At 65.4% G+C, this 19,129-nt stretch carries 22 protein-coding genes; 8 read left to right on the forward strand and 14 right to left on the reverse strand.

Features of this window, described 5'->3' with window-relative positions; translation table 11 throughout:
- Positions 1-5 precede the first annotated feature (5 nt).
- The 5 genes from trmD to ACIQLF_RS07490 all read right to left on the reverse strand — a co-directional run bounded on the left by trmD (position 6) and on the right by ACIQLF_RS07490 (position 3,081).
- Positions 6-818: a tRNA (guanosine(37)-N1)-methyltransferase TrmD gene (gene trmD / locus ACIQLF_RS07470; RefSeq protein ID WP_400296273.1), complete on the reverse strand. Its 813-nt coding sequence runs from the start codon at positions 816-818 to the stop codon at positions 6-8.
- 5 nt (positions 819-823) lie between these two features.
- Complete coding sequence (gene rimM, locus ACIQLF_RS07475) at positions 824-1,366, reverse strand: ribosome maturation factor RimM (RefSeq protein ID WP_400296275.1); 543 nt, start codon at positions 1,364-1,366, stop codon at positions 824-826.
- A gap of 239 nt (positions 1,367-1,605) precedes the next feature.
- On the reverse strand, positions 1,606-1,845 hold the full coding sequence (locus ACIQLF_RS07480) for an RNA-binding protein (RefSeq protein ID WP_209996586.1): 240 nt from the start codon (positions 1,843-1,845) through the stop codon (positions 1,606-1,608).
- A 3-nt stretch (positions 1,846-1,848) separates the two neighbouring features.
- Positions 1,849-2,259 (reverse strand): 30S ribosomal protein S16, encoded by a 411-nt coding sequence (gene rpsP, locus ACIQLF_RS07485; protein ID WP_068733244.1) that lies wholly within the window; start codon positions 2,257-2,259, stop codon positions 1,849-1,851.
- 225 nt (positions 2,260-2,484) lie between these two features.
- A complete protein-coding gene (locus ACIQLF_RS07490) occupies positions 2,485-3,081 on the reverse strand; it encodes a TetR family transcriptional regulator (protein WP_400296279.1) in 597 nt (198 codons plus the stop codon).
- Between the two features lie 84 nt (positions 3,082-3,165).
- On the opposite strand from ACIQLF_RS07490, the gene ACIQLF_RS07495 reads away from it, so the two are divergent.
- Positions 3,166-3,945 (forward strand): SDR family NAD(P)-dependent oxidoreductase, encoded by a 780-nt coding sequence (locus tag ACIQLF_RS07495; protein ID WP_400296282.1) that lies wholly within the window; start codon positions 3,166-3,168, stop codon positions 3,943-3,945.
- 82 nt (positions 3,946-4,027) lie between these two features.
- On the opposite strand, the gene ACIQLF_RS07500 is transcribed toward ACIQLF_RS07495, so the two are convergent.
- Positions 4,028-5,065 (reverse strand): NAD(P)-dependent alcohol dehydrogenase, encoded by a 1,038-nt coding sequence (locus ACIQLF_RS07500; protein WP_400296285.1) that lies wholly within the window; start codon positions 5,063-5,065, stop codon positions 4,028-4,030.
- Positions 5,066-5,176: 111 nt separating this feature from the next.
- Here ACIQLF_RS07500 and ACIQLF_RS07505 point away from each other — a divergent pair, with 111 nt between their 5' ends.
- From ACIQLF_RS07505 to ACIQLF_RS07515, 3 genes are all read left to right on the forward strand, one after another.
- Entirely contained in the window at positions 5,177-5,854 is a 678-nt protein-coding gene (locus ACIQLF_RS07505; RefSeq protein WP_400296288.1) for a TetR/AcrR family transcriptional regulator C-terminal domain-containing protein, read from the forward strand.
- 65 nt (positions 5,855-5,919) lie between these two features.
- Positions 5,920-6,543 carry a hypothetical protein gene (locus ACIQLF_RS07510; RefSeq protein WP_400296291.1) on the forward strand — a complete coding sequence of 208 codons (624 nt, stop codon included), beginning with the start codon at positions 5,920-5,922 and terminating at the stop codon, positions 6,541-6,543.
- A gap of 133 nt (positions 6,544-6,676) precedes the next feature.
- Complete coding sequence (locus ACIQLF_RS07515; protein WP_400296293.1) at positions 6,677-7,555, forward strand: hypothetical protein; 879 nt, start codon at positions 6,677-6,679, stop codon at positions 7,553-7,555.
- Here the strand turns inward: ACIQLF_RS07515 and ACIQLF_RS07520 are convergent.
- Positions 7,552-7,971 (reverse strand): hypothetical protein, encoded by a 420-nt coding sequence (locus tag ACIQLF_RS07520; RefSeq protein WP_400296296.1) that lies wholly within the window; start codon positions 7,969-7,971, stop codon positions 7,552-7,554. The two genes, ACIQLF_RS07515 and ACIQLF_RS07520, sit on opposite strands and share 4 nt — an antisense overlap.
- Before the next feature lie 59 nt (positions 7,972-8,030).
- Here ACIQLF_RS07520 and ACIQLF_RS07525 point away from each other — a divergent pair, with 59 nt between their 5' ends.
- The gene (locus tag ACIQLF_RS07525) at positions 8,031-8,294 is read left to right on the forward strand and encodes a hypothetical protein (protein WP_400296298.1); all 264 of its coding nucleotides are present in this window, start codon (positions 8,031-8,033) and stop codon (positions 8,292-8,294) included.
- 173 nt (positions 8,295-8,467) lie between these two features.
- Here the strand turns inward: ACIQLF_RS07525 and ACIQLF_RS07530 are convergent, their stop codons facing one another.
- The 3 genes from ACIQLF_RS07530 to ACIQLF_RS07540 form a co-directional block, all read right to left on the reverse strand.
- Positions 8,468-8,599, reverse strand: coding sequence for a hypothetical protein (locus ACIQLF_RS07530; RefSeq protein WP_400296300.1), 132 nt, complete (start codon positions 8,597-8,599; stop codon positions 8,468-8,470).
- 135 nt (positions 8,600-8,734) lie between these two features.
- On the reverse strand, positions 8,735-10,462 hold the full coding sequence (locus tag ACIQLF_RS07535; RefSeq protein WP_400296303.1) for a thiamine pyrophosphate-dependent enzyme: 1,728 nt from the start codon (positions 10,460-10,462) through the stop codon (positions 8,735-8,737).
- A 69-nt stretch (positions 10,463-10,531) separates the two neighbouring features.
- A complete protein-coding gene (locus tag ACIQLF_RS07540; RefSeq protein ID WP_400296306.1) occupies positions 10,532-12,847 on the reverse strand; it encodes an FdhF/YdeP family oxidoreductase in 2,316 nt (771 codons plus the stop codon).
- A gap of 318 nt (positions 12,848-13,165) precedes the next feature.
- Between ACIQLF_RS07540 and ACIQLF_RS07545 the strand changes: the two genes are divergently transcribed.
- Positions 13,166-14,059 carry a methyltransferase domain-containing protein gene (locus ACIQLF_RS07545; RefSeq protein ID WP_400296309.1) on the forward strand — a complete coding sequence of 298 codons (894 nt, stop codon included), beginning with the start codon at positions 13,166-13,168 and terminating at the stop codon, positions 14,057-14,059.
- Between the two features lie 33 nt (positions 14,060-14,092).
- Here the strand turns inward: ACIQLF_RS07545 and ACIQLF_RS07550 are convergent, their stop codons facing one another.
- From ACIQLF_RS07550 to ACIQLF_RS07560, 3 genes are all read right to left on the reverse strand, one after another.
- Positions 14,093-14,647: a cysteine hydrolase family protein gene (locus ACIQLF_RS07550; RefSeq protein ID WP_400296311.1), complete on the reverse strand. Its 555-nt coding sequence runs from the start codon at positions 14,645-14,647 to the stop codon at positions 14,093-14,095.
- 166 nt (positions 14,648-14,813) lie between these two features.
- Complete coding sequence (locus ACIQLF_RS07555) at positions 14,814-15,395, reverse strand: hypothetical protein (protein WP_400296314.1); 582 nt, start codon at positions 15,393-15,395, stop codon at positions 14,814-14,816.
- A gap of 225 nt (positions 15,396-15,620) precedes the next feature.
- Positions 15,621-16,313: a hypothetical protein gene (locus ACIQLF_RS07560; protein ID WP_400296316.1), complete on the reverse strand. Its 693-nt coding sequence runs from the start codon at positions 16,311-16,313 to the stop codon at positions 15,621-15,623.
- 144 nt (positions 16,314-16,457) lie between these two features.
- Here ACIQLF_RS07560 and ACIQLF_RS07565 point away from each other — a divergent pair, with 144 nt between their 5' ends.
- On the forward strand, positions 16,458-17,303 hold the full coding sequence (locus ACIQLF_RS07565; RefSeq protein ID WP_400296319.1) for a hypothetical protein: 846 nt from the start codon (positions 16,458-16,460) through the stop codon (positions 17,301-17,303).
- Positions 17,304-17,358: 55 nt separating this feature from the next.
- On the opposite strand, the gene ACIQLF_RS07570 is transcribed toward ACIQLF_RS07565, so the two are convergent.
- Entirely contained in the window at positions 17,359-18,321 is a 963-nt protein-coding gene (locus tag ACIQLF_RS07570) for an NAD(P)/FAD-dependent oxidoreductase (RefSeq protein WP_400296322.1), read from the reverse strand.
- Positions 18,322-18,433: 112 nt separating this feature from the next.
- Between ACIQLF_RS07570 and ACIQLF_RS07575 the strand changes: the two genes are divergently transcribed.
- The gene (locus tag ACIQLF_RS07575; protein ID WP_400296324.1) at positions 18,434-19,036 is read left to right on the forward strand and encodes a helix-turn-helix domain-containing protein; all 603 of its coding nucleotides are present in this window, start codon (positions 18,434-18,436) and stop codon (positions 19,034-19,036) included.
- Positions 19,037-19,129 lie beyond the last annotated feature (93 nt).

The raw sequence follows: 19,129 nt of genomic DNA on the forward strand, positions 1-19,129 counted from the left end.
TCGACCTAGACCTGCCCGGCCTCGCCCTTGGCGACGATCTTGCCGTCGACGATGGCAAAGCCGCTGTGCCACAGGGTGTCGCGGTCGTGGCGGTTCAGCGTCGCGACGTCCAGCTGCACGATCAGGTCCGGGCGGCGCGCCGCGGTGCGTTCCAGCTGCTTGTTGCGGCGGAAGCGGGCGATCTTTCCGTGGTTGCCCGAGAGCAGCACCTCGGGGACCTCGCGGCCCTCCCAGGTGGCCGGCTTGGTGTACACCGGGTACTCCAGCAGGCCGTCGGAGTGGGACTCCTCGACCAGGGATTCCGGGTTGCCGATGACGCCGGGGATCAGCCGGCCGATGGCCTCTACCATGGCCAGGACCGCCACTTCTCCCCCGTTGAGCACGTAGTCGCCGATGGAGACCGGGCGGACGTCGAAGGCCTCGGCGGCGGATTCGATGACGCGCTCGTCGATGCCCTCGTAGCGCCCGCAGGCGAAAGCCAGGTGCTCGGCCTCGGCCAGCTCGTAGGCCATTTCCTGGTTGAACACGGCACCCGCGGGCGACGGCACGATCAGGATCGGCTTGTCGCCCGAGCCCTTGGCCACCGGCGATTCGGTGGCGATGCGGCCCAGCGCGGCCGCCCAGGGCTCGGGCTTCATGACCATGCCGGCGCCGCCGCCGTACGGGGTGTCGTCCACCGTGCGGTGGCGGTCGTGGGTGTAGTCGCGCAGGTCGTGGACGTTCAGGTCCAGGAGGTTTTCGCGGCGGGCCTTGCCGATCAGCGAAAGATCGAGCGCTGCCAGGTACTCGGGAAAGATGGAGACGACATCGATGCGCATCGGGGCTAGGCTTCCTGACCCGGGTTCTCGTCGGCGGCGTCCTCGCGGTTGATCTCGAAGAGGCCTTCCGGCGGGGTCATCAGGATGTAGCCGCCCTCGATGTTGACCTCGGGAACGATGCTCTCCACGAAAGGAACGTAGACCTCGTCGCCGTCGTTGGACTTGACCACCAGGAGGTCCTGGACGTTTCCGGTGCGCAGCGCGGTGACCTTGCCAATGACCTTGTCATTGACGCGGGCCTCGAGGTCCACGAGTTCGTGCTCGTACCAGCCCTCGCCCTCGTCCTCGACGTCATCGGTTTCGATGAACAGCTTTGCGCCGCGGATCGTTTCGGCGGTGTTGCGGTCGAGGATTTCCTCGAAGGCCAGCAGAAGGATTTCCTTGTTCCAGCGCGCACCCTCGACGGTGAGGGTCTTGATGCCGGGGTGCTCCACCTCGAAGACGGATCCCGGGACAAAACGGTCTTCCGGTGCATCGGTCAAGACCTGCACCGTCACCTCGCCGCGGATACCGTGTGGCTTGCCAATGCGGGCGACCTGCAGGCGCATGCGTTTTCTCCTTGAATAGGTGGGGGTCCGGGGATCCGGTGCTGGTGGTGGCGCGGCTTTGCGGCGGGAAGGCCGGAAAACCACTAAGTCTTGCTTCTAATCTTACGTGGCCGCGGGATGCCCCTCATGCGGGTCCCGTGAGCGTTGCATCGCATTTTGTCTTTAACGCACTGCGGCCCCACGCTTCCCTTGCGGGAATGTGGGGCCGCAGCTACACAAAAATATGTGTCAGAGGCTGGCTACCGGCGACGATCCGTGTCGACAACGTCAACACGAATTGGTTCGTCTGCCAGAGCGGCAATCACGGTGCGCAGCGCTTTCGCGGTGCGACCCTGACGTCCAATGACCCGACCGAGATCCTCGGGGTGCACGCGCACCTCAAGGATGTCACCGCGACGGTTCCCCTTCAACGCGACCTGCACGTCGTCGGGGGTGTCTACGATGCCACGTACCAGGTGATCCAGCGCATCTACGAGCACTGGCTACTCAGCCTCGGTTGCTTCTGCCTCAACGGCTTCAGCGGCAGGCTTTTCAGCCTTCTTGGTGATGGCCTCGGGCAGGATGACCGAGCCCTTCTCCGGAACAACGAAAGCAGGCTTCGGCTGCTTGAACTTCAAGGTGCCTTCCTGGCCCTCGATGCCCTTGAACTTCTGCCAGTCACCGGTGATCTTCAAGATCGCGGCAACCTGCTCGGTCGGCTGGGCGCCGACGGAGAGCCAGTACTGTGCACGATCCGAGGTGACCTCGATGAACGAAGGCTCTTCGGTCGGGTGGTACTTGCCGATTTCTTCAATCGCACGGCCATCGCGCTTGGAACGCGAATCCATGACGACGATACGGTAGTAAGGTGCGCGCATCTTGCCGAAGCGCTTCAGACGAATTTTAACGGCCACTTTAGTGGTCTCCTGTTTCTCAACATGTGCGAGCCGCTGTTTCTGCACCCGTGGGGCGGGCCATACCGCAGCAACTCAAAAAGGACAGGATTCAACGCGGAGAGAGGGGCCACATCGAATCGAGTACGTTTCCATTATGCCAGAGAATTCCCTCCATCATGGACCATGCGCCTCTTTTGAGGTGGAGCGTGTCGAATTCCACAAACACCGGCCCTGCCGCCGGACTTAGGAGCCCGGAATCCGCAGCACGCGCAGGGCTTCCAGCAGGTGAGGAAGGGGTTCCTTGTCCTCACCCTGGGCCCAGCGCAGCCACCCGGCAAACAGCGCGGCCGAGTAGGCGGCGGAAACATAATAGGCCTCCGAGCCGGACAGTCCCGAGGAAACCAGGAAATCAACAACCGCCTGCCGCTGGCCGCCCAGCATTGCGTAGGACTGCGCCCCGAGTTCCGGGTGCTCGGCGATCAACCGCAACCTGCCGCGCGTGACGGCCAGGTCGGGCAGCGCCCGGACCGAAGCCTCGGCCGCGGCGGGCAGCACTTCTAGCGGATCGCCCGGCACGGGTTCATGCCGTCGGCCAAGGATCTCCCGCGAGGCGGCGGTCGCTACCTCGAAACCACCCCAGACCAACGCCGGCTTGCTGGGGAAATAGCGGTACAGGCTCTTACGCCCGATGCCGGCCGCCGCGGCAACCTCGTCCATCGATGTGGCCTCGTAGCCTCGTGCGGCAAAAAGGCGCACGGCAACGGCGGCAACGGCGTCCGGGTCGATGCTCGGGGGCCTGCCCGCCGCGCGGACCTCCCGAGTCGTGGGGCTATCTGGCATGCCACAAGTATGGGCCATTGTTTTAGGATACGCCGTGTCATAACCTGTGGGTGTCTTAGTTTCCGGCATTGAGGAGAACGTCCCATGAGCACCGATACCACCTGGCAGGAAGTCACCACCACGGGCCGATTTGCGGGAAAAACCGTGATCGTCACCGGAGCGGGCTCCGGCATCGGCCAGGCCACGGCGCTGCGCGTCGCACGCGAAGGCGGCAGGGTCATTGCCGCGGACATCAGCCAGGAGCGCCTCGACACCCTCGTGGCGGAACATGCGGAGCTTGACCTGGTCCCGGTGGCGGGCGACATCTCCAGAGAGGAGGCCATCGCCAAGGTGGTTGCGGCGGCCGACGGCCGGGTTGATGCGCTGGCCAACGTCGCAGGCATCATGGACAGGTTCCAGCCCGTCCATGAGGTTGACGATGCCACCTGGGACCGCGTGTTCAACATCAACGTCAACGCGACCATGCGCCTCACCCGTGCGGTGGTTCCCCTGATGCTCGAGGCCGGAGCCGGCTCGGTGGTCAACATTTCCTCCGAGGCAGGCCTGCGCGGCTCGGCCGCCGGCGCAGCATACACGGCCTCGAAGCACGCAGTCATCGGCATGACCAAGAACTCCGCGGTGATCTACGGGAAGAAGGGCCTGCGTTTCAACGCCGTCGCGCCGGGAGCCACCATCACCAACATCGAAGCCCCGATGGATTCGCCCATGGCCATCGAGGTTCTGGGCCCGCTGATGGGTGCGAACATCCCGGCACCCGCCACCGCGGCACAGCTGGCCGCCTCAATCACGTTCCTGCTGAGCGATGACGGCAGCAACGTCAATGGCGTGGTCTTGGCCTCCGACGGCGGCTGGTCCGCCGTCTAGCCACCCTCCGCACCGCACCGAAGCCGCGCGCGGACGCCACCGGGCATCCACGCGCAGCTTCGGCTTTCGGGTGCCCGAAGGCTCATGGAACCAGCACGACCTTTCCGCACACACCGCCGGCCACGAGGTACTCCATGGCTTCGCGGGCCTGGCCCAGCCGGAAGATCTTGTCGATCTTGCTCTCCAGCTTGCCCGCGGACATCAACTCCACGAGCTCCGCCAGGTCCTGCCTCTTGTTGACGGAGACCAACATGGAAAGGGACTGCCGCAGGAAGGGGGACACGAGCACAGCCCGCAGTTGCCGGTTCATGCCGGTAAGACTCGGGCCCGGCGCCTCGCCCCCGACGATCACCGCACGCCCGTCCTTTGCCAAAATGCGGCGAAGGGTGGCGACAGGCGGGTTGCCGGCAATGTCAACGACAACGTCATAGGCGGCGTCCCTCGAATATGCACCGCCACCCGCGCGGTCGTAAACGATGTCGGCCCCGAGCGAGGAGACGAATTCCATCTTGCGCGCCGAGCATTCGGCACTTACGTGCACTCCGCGCAGCTTTGCCAGTTGCACGACGAATGACCCCACCCCGCCCGATGCCCCGGTGACCAGCATCCGGGTGTCCTCTCCGAGGACCCCGGCCTTCTGCAGGGCCTGCAATGCAGTGACGCCGGAGGTCGGCAAGGCGGCAGCCTGCTCCCATGAAATGCCCTTCGGCAGCTGGACCAGCTTGCGGGCATCCGCCAGGACATACTCGGCAAAGGATCCGGCTGACACTCCCAGCACTCGGTCGCCGACGGCAAATCCCGAAACTCCGTCGCCGACCGCCACCACTTCGCCGGCAAAATCGATGCCCGGGACAGGATTGCGAGGGGCGCGCAAACCGATGGCCAGCCGGACGGCGCGCGGCTCCCCGGCCATCAGATGCCAGGTGCCGCGATCGAGTCCAGCGGCACCCAAACGAACCAGAACCTTTCCAGGCTTCGGTTCCGGCCTGGCTGTCTCCGAAAATTCCAACACCTCGGGGCCGCCATAGCGCCGGTACATCACCGCTCGCATGGTGGATGGCGCACGACCGCCTGCCATCGCCTCGGATTCGACTGTCCGTACCTTGCGTTGATTCTCCATGGCTTGCCCTGCCTTGCGTTCTCGGATGCGGAGCCGGAACGGCACCGCAATTCGTACTATGTACGAAAATGTACCTTACGATGTACGAAAATGCGATAGGGTGGGCTCACTATGGTCAACGAAACTTCCGAACCCGGTGGCTCCAAGCCCCAATTGAGCCGCGAGCTGGTGCTCGACCGCGCCATGGAGCTGGCCGACGACGTGGGGCTTGAGTCACTCACCATGCGTTCCCTGGCGGTGGCATTGGGTGTGAAGCCCATGTCCGTCTACTACTACGTTGCCAAGAAGTCGGAGATCCTCGATGGGCTGGTGGACAGGGTCTTCGCGGAAGCTGACTCGGCCCGCTTCCGCCAGGACGATCCCTGGCAACGGGCCATGCGGGAGCGGGCCCTGACTCTGCGGTCGGTCCTGGACAGGCACAGGTGGGCGCTGGGGCTGATCGAATCGCGGACTTCCCCGGGGTCGGCGACCCTGCGACACCACAACGAAACGCTCGGAATCCTGCGGCGCGCAGGTTTTTCCGTCGAAATGGCGGCCCGCGCCTACGCCCTGCTCGACAGCTACATCTATGGTTTCGTGTTGCAGGAATCGACGATTCCCGTCGGGGACGCAACGACCGTAAGCGACGTCGCAGCATCCATGGTCGAGCAATTTGAATCGGGCCAGTACCCGTACCTCTTGGAGGTCGCCACCGAGGTCGTCATGAAACCTGGCTACGATTTTGGAAGCCAGTTCGAAGTCGGATTGGATTTGGTCATCCTCGGACTCGAGTCCTGGCTGGATTCATAGGTTTACCCGGCGTCCTCGCCCAAAGAACGAATCCTCCCGAGTCGGACACTGAACAGAAGGAAGCAATGGCACCGGCAGACAACTGGAAGCGCGCACAACTCGACGACCCATTCTGGGCCGAGCAGTTCGCGGGGTTGGCGAAGCCCCACGTGGCTCCCATCAATGAACTGGTGGATCGGTTGAGCCATGCGAAGGGCGCGGTCCGGCTCCCCCATGCGGCACCCTGGCACGGCGGGATCCACGCGCCGGTCCTCTGCGTCCTCAACGATCCGGGAGAGGAAGCGCTCGTCCCGGATTTCCTGTGCCTGCGAAACCCCGACCGGGCCTCGGACCGGCAGCGGCACCTGATGACGGAAATCGGCATCGACCCGGCGGACTTCTGCCCATGGAACGGCTACCCCTGGCCACGGGAGAACAAGAAGGACCTGACGCCCGAGGAAGCACTCGAGGGCGGTCGGGCGCTGCTGGAAATCATGTCGTTGATGACGAACCTCCGCCTGCTCCTGCTGCTTGGCCGCAAGGCACGTGATGCCGCCGATGCCGTCCTGCCGGAACTGGAGGCGACATATCCGCAGTTGGAAGTCGTACGTTCACTCCACCCCTTGGGCGCCAAAAGCACAGTTCACAGGCAGGAGCAAAAGGTCGTTTGGGCCAACGTTGCCGCCCTCATCAAACAGGACATGGCCTGAGTCGCGCTGTTGAGTGTGCGCTAATCGTCACCGCCATGGGGAGCAGGTTTAGTAGGTCGGACATGTCGACCATGCCATGCTTGTAACCTACGTTCCCACCAAACCGCTCCAAGAGAGAACCGAAATGCCGCGCATGATGAACGACCCCGACTTCAAGATCTCCCAAGAAGCGGAGTTGTGGGCCGAGCATGTTGCTCCAATCAATTCCCTGGTCGAAGACCTGCGTGTGCAGAACCCCGCCGAGGCGGGCGCCTCGGTCCAGTTCACGGCTCCGCTGCACGGCGGCACCGACGCAACGATCCTGTTCCTGATGCCCGCCCCGGAAGCGGCCCACCGCCCGCAAGAGGGCCTGGATATCCTCTCCACCGAAAACGACAATCCGTTGGCCGAGGCCAACGCGGAGCTTCTGGCCTGGGCCGGAATCGACGCCAAGGAAGTTCTCGTGTGGAATGCCTACCCTTGGTACCGGAACGAGGATGAGACGGGCCGGCTGAACGCAGCCCAGATGAATGCAGGGCTCGAGCCCATGAGCCGGCTCCTGCGCCTGGCCCCCACCCTTCGCGTTGTCATCCTGATGGGCAAGGGTCCCGAGGAATTCTGGGCCAAGATCGTCAAGAAGTATCCCGAGGCAGTCACCCGGATCACGGCAATTTCCAGCTTCTCCCCCGCACCGCTTTCCTCGGCCGGCACCAAGGCCCAGCGCGAGGTCCGGATCGAACGCCGCGGAGCCGCAATGCGCGAGGCACGCTCCCTGGTTCGCCCGGCCCACGGCCGCACGGCCGTTCGCCGCGAAACCCTGGTTCGCGCCGACGAACTGGGTCCGGAGCACTTGGGCCGGGTCGTTGAGGTGTCCGACGGCAACATAACCCTGCACGGCCCGTTGCTCAAGGCATTCCAGCCGAGCCCGGAATGGCGCGTGACGCTGACCGTCAGCGTTGCCGACCAGCGCCGCTCGCTGGGCGTCACCCCGGATACCTGGGTCCGCATTTACCGCGGCACCGGAGCCCGCTAGGCGCCGCCCGCCAAACGCATCGAAAGGCCTGTGCCCCCGGTAAAAAGATCCTGGGGACACAGGCCTTTCTTGTCCCGGAAAGTGAACGACGTCCAGCCCGTCGGAACCCCCACGCAACCACGGTAGAGCAAATGCCCGAGGCCGCCATGGAACCGGAGCGCCACGGTCAATGCACCGCATGATGATCGAGACTGGACTCCGACGTCGTCCGGTCCGTTCGGATTGAAGGGGAGCATCCGGCGGTCGTCACTCATCGCCTTGCTCCAATGCATTGGCGGCAAGTCCTCCAGATCCGGATTTGAAGCATATCGACTTTGGTTCTCGGTCCCCTTGACCGACTTTTCTGTGGGAATCACACTTAAGGAATCATCAGTCCTCACTGCGGAGGCGTGCCATGGGGATTCGTAATCGGTCACCGGGCAGATATTACGTACAGCCGTTTGGCGTCGAAGGCAGGTCTTGGCCCTTCACCGCCATGGAGATCGCGCGCACTGTTGGCTACGTCGCTGTTTCCTGCGTTGGCGTATCCATTGTGACCGCCAAAATGTTCGCTTTTTTGACACCAGGATCGGCTGCTGCCGGGCTCTTTCCGTTTTTCACCTTCGTGCTCCTGCTGATTCCGACCCTCCAGGTGGTGAGCCGCCTGCTCAGGCCGCCGGATACCGAGATTGCGAGGCGGTGGGAACACATTTTGTCCCATCCCGATGACTATCCCTATGAGCCGAGGACCATGGCGTAGATTGGCGGGGTCCCGCATCGGCCGGCTCTTGATCCAGCGCTCGACTTCGACCGGCAGGCTCGCCGGCCCCGGCCAAAAGGAATGCCGGTTCCCCGAGGATCTTTTTCCCCGAGGAACCGGCATTCCTGCGTTCATTCACAGTGGCCCAATGGACCGGCCACACCGCGGTGCGGCTACTTGGAAACCTTGCGCACCGGATCGGTGATCGAGTCGCCGGAACCCTTGGTGCGCTTCTCGGCCCGCTTCTCCTTGATGGACTTGGAAGGTTTCTTGGCTTCGCTCTTGCGCGGTGATTTGTTCGACATGTGGTGCCGTCCTAGCCGGGAATGCTGGACATTCCCAAGTGTTAGGGGAAAGTACCCCTACCCGAACCATACGCTGTATTGCTGATCGTCCGGCCAGGAACGCCTGATTCCACTAACAGCACCACAAATCGCCCGTCAGGACTCACCCTTGGAAAACAGGGACTCCTTGATCTTGGCCATGCCAAAGCCCCAGGCCTGTCCGGCCGAGGCGTTGGGTGGAACGGACACCTCTTCGGGATTCGTCACCACGTCCAAGAGCACGGGTCCGTCATGCGCCAAGGCCTCCTGGACGGCGGCATCCAGCTGGTGCGGATCCTCGACCCTGATTCCGTGCAGGCCGCAGGCGCGGCCCACCTCGGCCAGATTCGGGTTCTTCAACACGGTGCCGAATTCCGGCAGCCCGCCCTGTTCCTGCTCCAGCTTGACCATGCCCAGCCTGCCGTTGTTGAACACCACCAACTTGACCGGCAGGTCGTACGCGACCGCCGTCAGCAGGTCCCCCATCAGCATGGTCAGGCCGCCGTCACCGCAGAAGGCAACCACCTGGCGCGAGCGGTCCAGTGCCGAGGCGCCCAAGGCCTGGGGCATGGCGTTCGCCATGGACCCGAGGTTGTAGGACCCGATCAGCCTGCGCTGCCCGCGCATGGTGACGTAGTGGGCCAGCCACACGGTCGACATCCCGGTGTCGGAGGTGAAAATGGCGGAGTCGGATGCGTACTTGTCGATCGCGGCGGCCACAGCCTCGGGACGGATGGCGTGCTCCGGGTTGTCCACGGCGGTGCGCACCTTGCCCACCAGGTGTTCGTCATGGCTTGGGTCCGCAAGCCGTGCGTGCCGCTGCGTCCACTGCTGGTACCTGTCGCGCGCGCTGACAATGAAGGAATGATCGGTATGGTGCTTCAGCAGCGGAAGCAGGGCCTCCAGGGAGAGCCCGGCGTCCCCGACCACGCCGTGGGCCACGGCGGTTCGCCGGCCGATGTGTTCGCCCCGGCTGTCGATCTGGATGACGGTCTTGCCGTGCGGGTAGGAATCCCTGTAGGGGAAGTCGGTGCCGACCATCAGGAGCGTCTGGCAGTCCTCAAGGGCATGCTGGGCGCCCGGGTTGCCGATCAGCCCCGCCTGTCCCACCTGGAAATCGTTCCCGTCCTCAAGCACTTCCTTGGCCTTGAGCGTCAGCACCATGGGAGCGGCGAGCCGCTCCGCCGTCGCCAGGACCAAGCCCTTCGCGCCGCGGGCACCCATTCCGACCAGCATGGCCACCTTGGTCGAGGCGTTCAGCGCCTCGGCCGCGGCCCGCAATGCATCGGGGTGCGCGGCGGCCGGCTGTTCCACGTCGATGAAGTTCGGCACCGCTCCCTTGGGCAGCTCCGCCCCGCCGATGTCGCCGGGGATGCTCAGCACCGCGACGCCCCGGCGAGCCATGGCCGTGTTCACCGCCTGCTCAAGCAGGTACGGCATCTGGGCGGGGCTCGTCACGGTGCGGGCGAAGACCGCCACATCGCTGAAGAGCTGGTCGTTGTTGACCTCCTGGAAGTAGTCGCTGCCGATTTCCTCGCTGGGAACCTGCCCGCAAATGGCCAGCACCGGGGTGCCGGACTTCTTGGCGTCGTAGAGGCCGTTGAGCAGGTGGATCGAACCCGGCCCGACGGTTCCCATGCAGACACCCAGGGTTCCGGTGAGCTGGGACTGTGCGCCGGCGGCAAATGCCGCGACCTCTTCGTGCCGAACACCCACCCAATGCACCTTGTCGCTGGTGCGGATGGCATCGGTCAGCGGATTCAGTGCGTCGCCCACGACGCCCCAGATGGTCTTGACGCCAAGGTTTGCCAGGGCCTCGATGACCATCGTTGCAACAGTGCTCATTTCAACGTCCTTCCGTTCGTTCGATACCGCAATTCAAGTGCCGCCCCCGGAAACGGGAGCCGGCCGGGCCTATTTAACGCCTGCGAAGTCGGGCGCCGGTGCGTGTTCCAGGCGGATGATGATGGATTTTGACACCGGGGTGTTGCTGCCCTCGGCCGTGGCCTCGAGCGGCACCAGTACATTGCCCTCCGGGAAGTAGGTGGCCGCGCAGCCCCGGGCCGTGGGATAGGAAATGACCCGAAGTTGGCGCAGCACCCGGTCCCGCCCGTCGCCGGCCTCCGAATGGACGTCCACGTAGCCGCCGTCCCGGAAACCGAGTTCGCGCAGGTCCTCGGGATTCACGAAGAGGACGCTGCGGCCCTTGTGCACGCCGCGGTAGCGGTCGTTGAGGCTGTAGGTGGTGGTGTTGAACTGGTCGTGCGAGCGCAGCGACTGCAGGATCAGCCGGTTTGCCGGCAGGTCGATGGTCTCCAGCTCGTTGACGGTGATCACCGCCTTGCCGCTGGGGGTCGGGAAGCGGCGTTCGTCCCGCGGCGGGTGGGCCAGGATGAAACCGCCCGGTTCGCGCACGCGCCTGTTGTAGTCCGCGCAGCCATCGACCACGCGGGCAATGTGCTCGCGGATGGAGTCGTAGTTTTCCTCGAACGCCTCCCACGTGAAGGGGTGCCCGGCCCCCAGCACGGCGCGGGCCATGCGCGAAACGATCGAGACCTCGGAGAGCATCTTTTCCGAGACGGGCATGACCCGGCCCTGGGATGCATGGACCGCGCACACGGTGTCCTCCACCGTGACGAACTGCGGGCCGGAGGCCTGGATGTCGATGTCGCTGCGGCCCAACGTGGGAAGGATCAGGGCCTGCTCCCCCGTGAAGGCGTGGGACCTGTTGAGCTTGGTAGAGATCTGCACGGAGAGCCTTGTCCTCTGGATGGCCTCCTCGGCGACCCGGGTGTCGGAGATCGCGTGGACCAGGTTCCCGCCGAGGGCGATGAGCACCTTGATCTTGCCCTCGTGCATGGCCTGGATGCTTTGCACGGCGTCGAGGCCGTGCTTGCGCGGGGGCGCGAAGTCGAACTCGGCGGCGAGCTTGTCCATGAAGTCCTCCGGCATCTGCTCCCAGATGCCCATGGTCCGGTCCCCCTGCACGTTGCTGTGCCCGCGGATCGGGCACGGCCCGGCGCCCGGCTTGCCGATGTTCCCGCGCAGCAGCAGCACGTTCATGATTTCCTTGATCGTGGGAACGGCCTTCTTGTGCTGGGTCAGGCCCATCGCCCAGGTGACGATGACGTTCTCGGCTGCGAGGTAGCGGGCCGCCAGCTCGTCGATCTCCGGGCTGGAGAGCCCCGTGGCCACAAGCACCTGGGCCTCGGTGAGGGTCTCAAGGTGCGCTTTGTACTCGGCCAGCCCGATGCAGTGCTCCTGAAGGAACTTGTGGTCCAATACCGATCCGGGTGCCGCGTCCTCGGCCTCGAACACGCGCTTGGCCAGCGCCTGCATCAGCGCCATGTCGCCAGCGATCCTGATCTGCAGGTATTGGTCAGCCAGGTCGGTCCCCTTGCCGATGATGCCGCGCGGGCGCTGCGGGTTCTTGAAGTTCAACAGGCCGGCCTCCGGCAACGGGTTCACCGCCACGATGCTCGCCCCCGCACGCTTGGCGTCCTCCAGGGCGGCGAGCATGCGCGGGTGGTTGGTCCCGGGGTTCTGCCCCATGATGATGATCAGGTCGGTTTTCTCGAAGTCCTCATAGTGGATGGCGCTCTTGCCCACTCCGATGCTCTCCGTCATGGCCTTGCCGGTCGACTCGTGGCACATGTTCGAGCAATCGGGGAGGTTGTTGGTGCCGAAGGCCCGTACGAACAACTGGTAGGTGAAGGCGGCCTCGTTGCTGGCCCGGCCGCTGGTGTAAAACGTCGCCTCGCCAGGGAAGGGCAGTGCGTTGAGCTCGCGGGCGATGATGCCGAAGGCGTTGTCCCAGGAGACGGGACGATAGTGGTCCTGCCCCGCAGGCTTGTACACCGGCTCGACCAGCCGCCCCTGCTGGCCCAGCCAGTACTCGCTGCGCCCGCGCAGCTCGCCCACGGAGTGCTCCTCCCAGAACGAACGCGGAACCTTCAGCGGATCGGCTTCCCAGCTCACCGCCTTGGCGCCGTTCTCGCAGAACTCGGCCACCTTGCGGTGCGGGGGATCCGGCCAGGCGCAGCTCATGCAGTCGAACCCGTCCTTGTGGTTCATGTGCAACAGGGTCTTCAGCGCCCGCTGCGGCCCCATTTCATTGAAGGCCAGCGGGATGGATGCCAGCAGGCTGGGGATTCCCACGGCACTCGTCTTCGGCGGGCCCACTTCCAGGAACTCGTCGGTTGGATCGTCTTTCAGGGGTTTGCTTGCCATCTTTCGCGCACATCCTTCGCCGGGCCACCGAGCACCGGCTAGTGATCCATGGCCCAAAGGCTTCCGGTCCCGACACGCAACAAGCATGGGGGAAGCGGAGCACCCTTTGGCGGGCACCGTATGTCCACCTGTTTAGCACCGTAGGACCCGGCAAACAAGGGTCGGGGCCCGCACTCGTGCGGAACCTGCAGAGGGGCCGGTCGCCCGGGCCGGGGATGGGCTCGCCGTCCGCGGCGTGTGCCGATCCTGGACCCGACCATTTTGCCGTTTTGGCAAAAGCATGGGGCACTTTCCACCGGGTGTGCATAGGCTTGGCCCATGACGCATTCCCAGCACTTGCACGGACAGCACCCGCACGAACACGGCGAAGTACCCTCGCACGGCCATTCCAGCGCCAACGGCCACTCGCACGAGCATCCAGACGACCAAGGCATGGCCGAGATGCTCGACATGGACGCCGCCCTGCAGGCCGCGCACCTGGCGGAGATCACCGGCTGGGTTGCGGGTCTCGCCGGCGCCCCCGAAACCATCGTCGACCTCGGCTCGGGCACGGGAACCGGCACCCTGGCGCTCGCCGGGCGCTTCGAGAAGGCCACGGTGTTTGCCGTGGACAACTCGGAGCAGATGCTTGCGCATCTGGCGGCCAAGGCCGCGGCCCGCGGGCTGGACGGCCGGGTGGTCAAGGTCCACGCCGACATGGACGCCCAGTGGCCGGAGATCGGGGCCGCGGACCTGGTGTGGGCGGCTTCCTCGATCCACCACGTTGCGGACCCCGACAAGGTGTTCGCAGAGGTCTTTGCGGCGCTGAACCCCGGCGGGCTGTTCGCCGTCGTCGAGATGGATTCGTTCCCGCGCTTCCTGCCCGATGACATCGGCTGGGGCGAACCCGGGCTCGAGGATCGCAGCCACCGGCTCATCGACGCGCAGGGATGGAACGCCCACCCGGACTGGCAGGAGCAACTTGAAGCCGCGGGCTTCGAGGTCGAGCAGAGGAACTTCAGCTACGAGCTGGCCCCGGAACCTGAGGCCATGGCGACCTACGCGCAGATGTGGCTGGGCAGGACCCGCACCGGGCTGGAAGACAAGCTGTCGCCCGCGGACCTTGCGTCGATGGATGCGTTGCTTGATCCGGAAAACCCCGCCGGCCTTGGGCACCGCACGGACCTTGTGCTGCGCGGCAGCCGGACCGTATGGGCCGCTCGCCGCCCGTAGCGGATTCGCCGGCGGCGGCGGGGCCCGCCGCCGCTACCGGCCGAAAACGAAGTCGCCGGTCTTGACGACGGCGGCCGTGCGCTCCGGCGCCCTTTGGTACTGCCAGTACAGGTTCATGTGGGCGATGACCGCCTCCGGAGGCGGCGCACCCCATGCGCTGCGGTCGCCCGAGGTGTGGGCGTCCCCGACGAGCGTGACGTCGTAGCCGCGCGTGAAGGCGCCGTGGATGGTCGACCGGATGCAGGCGTCGGACTCGGCGCCGGCGACCACCAGGTGTCCGACACCCGTCGCGGCAAGCACGGTCTCGAGGTCGGTTGCCTCGAACGAGTCGCCGTAGCTTTTGTGGACCACCGCTTCCGACTCCTGAGGCTTGAGTTCCGGCACGATTTCCCACCCGGGGGTTCCCCGCTTGAGTTCCTGATCGGAGTGCTGCACCCAGACGACCGGGGTACCGGCCGCACGGGCGGAGTCGACCAACGTGGCGATCCTGCCCACGGTCGCCTCACGTTCGTAGGCCTCCCCCATGACGTCGACCTGCACGTCCACGACAAGAAGAGCGGTGTTTTCACGGTTTTCGAGCATTGTCATTCCGGGGTCCTTCGCGGTTGGTCGTCGGGCTTTTCCAAGGACACGCTATCCCCGGACACCCATGCATCGGAACACCGTCCAACGGGTTTCGATCGCAAAAGCCGCAGGGCGCCTTCTTCCCACAGCCCGGAACCACGTCACCGGACATCACACCGGCAGCGGCACTTCAGTCCCCTGCGGGATCGGCCGAACAATCGGGCTTGGCGGTGAACCTCGGGCCGACGTCGATGCCGTAGGGAATTCCCCACTCGTTGCGGTACTCGACGTGCACCGCACGAAGCAATGACTCCTGGCTCGGGTCGACCGGCTCCAAGGCCGTGAAGATTGATTCGTTGGGGCTGTCGCCCAGCCGCGCCGGCAGTTCGACGCGCGTGAGCCACGCTTCCACCTCCGGCGACCCATCTTCGACCACCGGGTAGGAGATGGCACCGCTAGCCGGAACCTTGTTCTGGACGCCGACACCGGCGAGTCGATAGTTCACCCCGTCAACCAGGTCGACCGACCGCACGTCCAGCCAGCGCCCGGGTTTCACGCCGATGTAGGGCGCGGTGACGATTCCGGGCGGGGTGTCGGGAAACCCCGTGCTGTGGCATATTGCGTTGCCAAGAACGTAGTCCTCCACCGGGTCGAGCATCCGGTAGGCGCCCCAGCAGGCAGTTCCCAGCACCGCCACCAGCGCACCGATCGCCACGACCAGCGGCCAGCGCCTACGCGGGCGCCCGGCGGTTCTTGGCTTCGACTCACGCATGTCGGCGTCCCCTCGAGGTGGCGGCGGTAGCGCTGTACCGCGCTCCTTTGATTCAGGTCAGCATAGTCTTTGGTGAAACAATCAGACAGTTCGTGTCGGTGTCATCGGGCAACCGGACCTGACTACTCGTTCAGGTACCGCGAACATTCGGAATCGGCGCGGTGGACTACGGGGTCGGCTCGCGGCGCCGGCCAGGCCTCCACCAGGTACTTTTCCGTCGGGCGGTCAACCCAGTCTCCCGCTGCCACGTCGCGGCCCGCTGGCGTGCACCCGCATCCGGTACCAGCCCTGGCCGTGCGCATCGAGCCTCTGCACCCAATCCGCCCGGTCATTCTCCGCATAGGGTTCGATCCCCCGGATCGACACGCGGGCCTCGGGGCCAGCCCGGAAGCTCACCTCGGAGACGTCCTCCCAGCCTGGTTCCACACCTGCAGGCGCCCGGTCCAGGGCCCGGATCTCGACGTCGACGGGACCGTCCTCGATCCCGGTTTGCACCACGATCTCTCCGTCGACATAGGCGGTCAGCAGCCCGCCCAACGAGGTGTCCTGTGCGGTGAGGCCCGTCTGGGCGGACTGGACCAGCAAGGTGGACAACTCGACTTGCGCCTCGTAGGTGCCGATGCCGCCGTTCCTGGCCCCGGAACCCGGCTGGTCCTCCACCACGGGATCAGGCATCCGCTTCATCAGCTCCCGGTGGAGTTTGTCCGTTTCATCCCAGGCCCGCTGGAGTTCCTCGGGCGTTGGGAGCTCGTCCGGAGCCGGATCCACCATCTCCGCGGAGCAGTACCCGGGACCCTCGTTGTTCCAGCCGCCGGCTTCGGCCGGGAACTCTCGTGGGGAGGCTGCGGCCGCAACGGCGGCCACCGCTGCGACGACACCGGCGAGCGCCCACCAAGAGCGTGCTGACTTGGGCAACATGATTGCACCTGGGTTGTCTCGGGACCGGAATGTCCCCAGTAATGCATGCGCCGCGGGATCGAGATGGCGGAACCGGCGAGCACGCGGCATGACCGCCGAGCGCTTCACGCCAACACGCCTCCTGCGTCCTAGTAGGCTGGGCGGATGGCTGATTCAACAGACACCGAGTCCCTGCCCGTCCGATCCCGCCTGGGTGGTGCAGTGGCGCTGGGGCTGGCCAGCGGTCTGCTGACGTTGATTGATCCGGCCAGGCTGCGGCCCGCCACGCGGGCGGGCCTTTGCGTTGGCTCCGGCGCGGCGGCCGGGGCGGTCGCATGGTTTGGCACCGCGCAGGACGAACCGCTGGAATCGAGGAAGCTACTCCGCGGCGCGCTCGCCCTGGGAATGACAGCCCTGGGCGCCGGCAGCACCAAGCTTGGCTTCGTGCTTGACGCCTCGATCCACCAGGCGCTTCTGCGCCGCGGGATCTCCAACCCCCGGCCGATCATGGCCGTGGGATCGGGAATCCTTGCCGCCGCGACCTTCCTGGTGGATGGGCCACGCGCCGGCGCCTTACCCGAACCCGGCCTCCCCGAGGAAGAGCTTCCCATCCGCGACCTGCCGCAGGCGGTGCGCGAGCTCATCGCGGGAATGCTTGGGCAGACCGATGAATTTGCTTCCGGGATCCTGCGCGGGCAATTGGCCGAAGCCAGGGAGCAGTACTGGGGCAACCCATGGGAGTTCGCCTACCAGCTCGATCTCGTGGTTCCGGACGGCACCGACCGAACGGTGCCGCGCGACTTCACCTTCCCGGTGCACGCGAACTTCAGGACCCCCGACGGACAGCCCGCCCGCGTGAGCCTGGTGGTCAACGACGGCCTGCTGGGAGCGTTGACCGTGGACATCGATCACGAGGCCATGGAGCCGGTCCACGGCGATGCCGCGGATCCGCTCGGGTCGATCACCAGGTGGCCGCCGGCCTCGGAGGTTTCCTACTCGTTGGAGGGCTAGCGCCACGCTGGCCGGGTGGATTCAGGATGGCATCCGGGTCGCGGCGCCCCTGCCGCTAGACCACTGCCTTTTTCATGCGCAGTTCGGCCACTGCGTGATCGAAATCTTCCTTCATGAGGTCGGCATTCACCCTGAGGCCCATGCCGAGCCCGTCGGCCGCGGCCATGATGACCTGTGCCATGGGGTTGGCAACGTTTCCCGCAAGCCAGAGTCCCGGAACTTCGGTCTGGCCGCCGTCGTCGACGGGCACATGCCGGCCGATGCCGGAGACATGCTCCTGCGTCACCAGTCCAAGGGATTTCACGCAGGAGACATCGACGTCGAAGTTCGGCATGACGACCAAGGCATCGATCTCGCGTTGCGTCCCGTCGCTGAGCTCAACGCCCCGCACGGAGCCCGCCTCACCGAGCACAGTGGTAACCACTGACTCCACGACTTCCACACCCAGCGCTTCCAGCTGTTCCAGTTCCTCGGCAGCGAGCACCTTGTTCGGGCCCTTGAACAGGGTGACGCGCTTGGACCACTGGGTGAACATCGGCGCCTGGTGCATGGCCATGGCGCTGTCGATGACGCCGAGGCGCAGGTCCTTGACCTCCCAGCCGTGGCAGTAGGGGCAGTGCAGCACGTCGTTGCCCCAGTGCTCTGCCAGGCCGGGAATGTCGGGCAGTTGGTCCTTCAGCCCGGTGGCAAGAATGAGGCGGCGCGCCGAGACCTCCGTGGCGTTGCCCAGGGAGATGGTGAATCCGGCCTCGTTGCGGAGGGTGTCCAGGGCGCGGGTGTTGATCACCTCGACGCCGTACTTGACGAGTTCGGCGCGGCCGACCTCGAGCAGTTCGAGCGGGTTCATCCCGTCGCGGGAGAGGAAGTTGTGCATGGCGGCCGCCGGCGCATTGCGTGGTTCGCCCGCGTCGATGACAACCACGGAACGGCGCGCCCTGCCCAGGGCCTGTGCGGCGCTGAGCCCCGCCGCTCCCCCGCCGATGATTGCAACGTCGTAAATCTTTGCCTGCGTTTCCATGGGAATTGCTCCAGTCGATCCATTCGCCAAGCCCTGTGCCCGCGTTCATCCAAGACTGCACCCCCAAGAGCCAGAGTGGCAAACATTTTTGCTGATATGGCAAACTGGTGCCATGGACCACGACATTGACAAAACACTTTCCCGGGTTGGCCCGAGGCTCAAGGCGCTGCGCACCGGACGCAACACCACCCTGCAGGAGCTTTCCGCGCTGACGGGAATCTCGGTGAGCACGCTCTCGCGCCTGGAATCGGGCCAGCGCCGCCCGACGCTGGAGCAACTCCTGCCATTGGCGCGCGCCCACGGCGTTCCGCTGGACGACCTGGTGGGAGCCCCGGCCACCGGCGATCCGCGGATCCACATCAAGCCGATCATCGGCAACGGGATGACGATCCTTCCGCTGAGCCGCGGTTCCGGAGGAGGGCTCCAGGCGTTCAAGCACGTGATTCCCGCCGGAAAGCCATCCACGGACGCGGATCTTCGATCCCACGAGGGCTACGAGTGGCTGTACGTGCTCAAGGGCAGGCTCCGCCTCTGCCTGGGCGAGCACGACATCGTGCTGTCGGCCGGAGAAGCCGCGGAATTCGACACCCGCACGCCGCACTGGTTCGGCCGGGCCGACAACAACGGGGTGGAGTTCCTCAGCCTGTTCGGGCCGCAGGGCGAGCGCATGCACGTGCGCGCCAAGCCGGCCAAGAAGGCCCCCAGCGCACCCTAGACCAGTGATTCCAAGGGTTGGTGCTCGCAGGCGACCAACGAACGGCGGGTCACGGCACCGAATATTCTCGTTGCGCCAGATCGCCGCCGTCAT

Origin of the sequence: Paeniglutamicibacter sp. NPDC091659 (genome assembly GCF_044756805.1) — a bacterium.
GTDB lineage: Bacteria > Actinomycetota > Actinomycetes > Actinomycetales > Micrococcaceae > Paeniglutamicibacter.

Bases quoted from the DNA above. Each gene is read 5' to 3' on its own strand.
- trmD (WP_400296273.1), bottom strand. From the start codon at position 818: ATGCGCATCGATGTCGTCTCCATCTTTCCCGAGTACCTGGCAGCGCTC.
- rimM (WP_400296275.1), bottom strand. From the start codon at position 1,366: ATGCGCCTGCAGGTCGCCCGCATTGGCAAGCCACACGGTATCCGCGGC.
- ACIQLF_RS07490 (WP_400296279.1), bottom strand. From the start codon at position 3,081: ATGCCAGATAGCCCCACGACTCGGGAGGTCCGCGCGGCGGGCAGGCCC.
- ACIQLF_RS07495 (WP_400296282.1), top strand. From the start codon at position 3,166: ATGAGCACCGATACCACCTGGCAGGAAGTCACCACCACGGGCCGATTT.
- ACIQLF_RS07500 (WP_400296285.1), bottom strand. From the start codon at position 5,065: ATGGAGAATCAACGCAAGGTACGGACAGTCGAATCCGAGGCGATGGCA.
- ACIQLF_RS07505 (WP_400296288.1), top strand. From the start codon at position 5,177: ATGGTCAACGAAACTTCCGAACCCGGTGGCTCCAAGCCCCAATTGAGC.
- ACIQLF_RS07510 (WP_400296291.1), top strand. From the start codon at position 5,920: ATGGCACCGGCAGACAACTGGAAGCGCGCACAACTCGACGACCCATTC.
- ACIQLF_RS07515 (WP_400296293.1), top strand. From the start codon at position 6,677: ATGATGAACGACCCCGACTTCAAGATCTCCCAAGAAGCGGAGTTGTGG.
- ACIQLF_RS07525 (WP_400296298.1), top strand. From the start codon at position 8,031: ATGGAGATCGCGCGCACTGTTGGCTACGTCGCTGTTTCCTGCGTTGGC.
- ACIQLF_RS07530 (WP_400296300.1), bottom strand. From the start codon at position 8,599: ATGTCGAACAAATCACCGCGCAAGAGCGAAGCCAAGAAACCTTCCAAG.
- ACIQLF_RS07535 (WP_400296303.1), bottom strand. From the start codon at position 10,462: ATGAGCACTGTTGCAACGATGGTCATCGAGGCCCTGGCAAACCTTGGC.
- ACIQLF_RS07540 (WP_400296306.1), bottom strand. From the start codon at position 12,847: ATGGCAAGCAAACCCCTGAAAGACGATCCAACCGACGAGTTCCTGGAA.
- ACIQLF_RS07545 (WP_400296309.1), top strand. From the start codon at position 13,166: ATGACGCATTCCCAGCACTTGCACGGACAGCACCCGCACGAACACGGC.
- ACIQLF_RS07550 (WP_400296311.1), bottom strand. From the start codon at position 14,647: ATGACAATGCTCGAAAACCGTGAAAACACCGCTCTTCTTGTCGTGGAC.
- ACIQLF_RS07555 (WP_400296314.1), bottom strand. From the start codon at position 15,395: ATGCGTGAGTCGAAGCCAAGAACCGCCGGGCGCCCGCGTAGGCGCTGG.
- ACIQLF_RS07560 (WP_400296316.1), bottom strand. From the start codon at position 16,313: ATGTTGCCCAAGTCAGCACGCTCTTGGTGGGCGCTCGCCGGTGTCGTC.
- ACIQLF_RS07565 (WP_400296319.1), top strand. From the start codon at position 16,458: ATGGCTGATTCAACAGACACCGAGTCCCTGCCCGTCCGATCCCGCCTG.
- ACIQLF_RS07570 (WP_400296322.1), bottom strand. From the start codon at position 18,321: ATGGAAACGCAGGCAAAGATTTACGACGTTGCAATCATCGGCGGGGGA.
- ACIQLF_RS07575 (WP_400296324.1), top strand. From the start codon at position 18,434: ATGGACCACGACATTGACAAAACACTTTCCCGGGTTGGCCCGAGGCTC.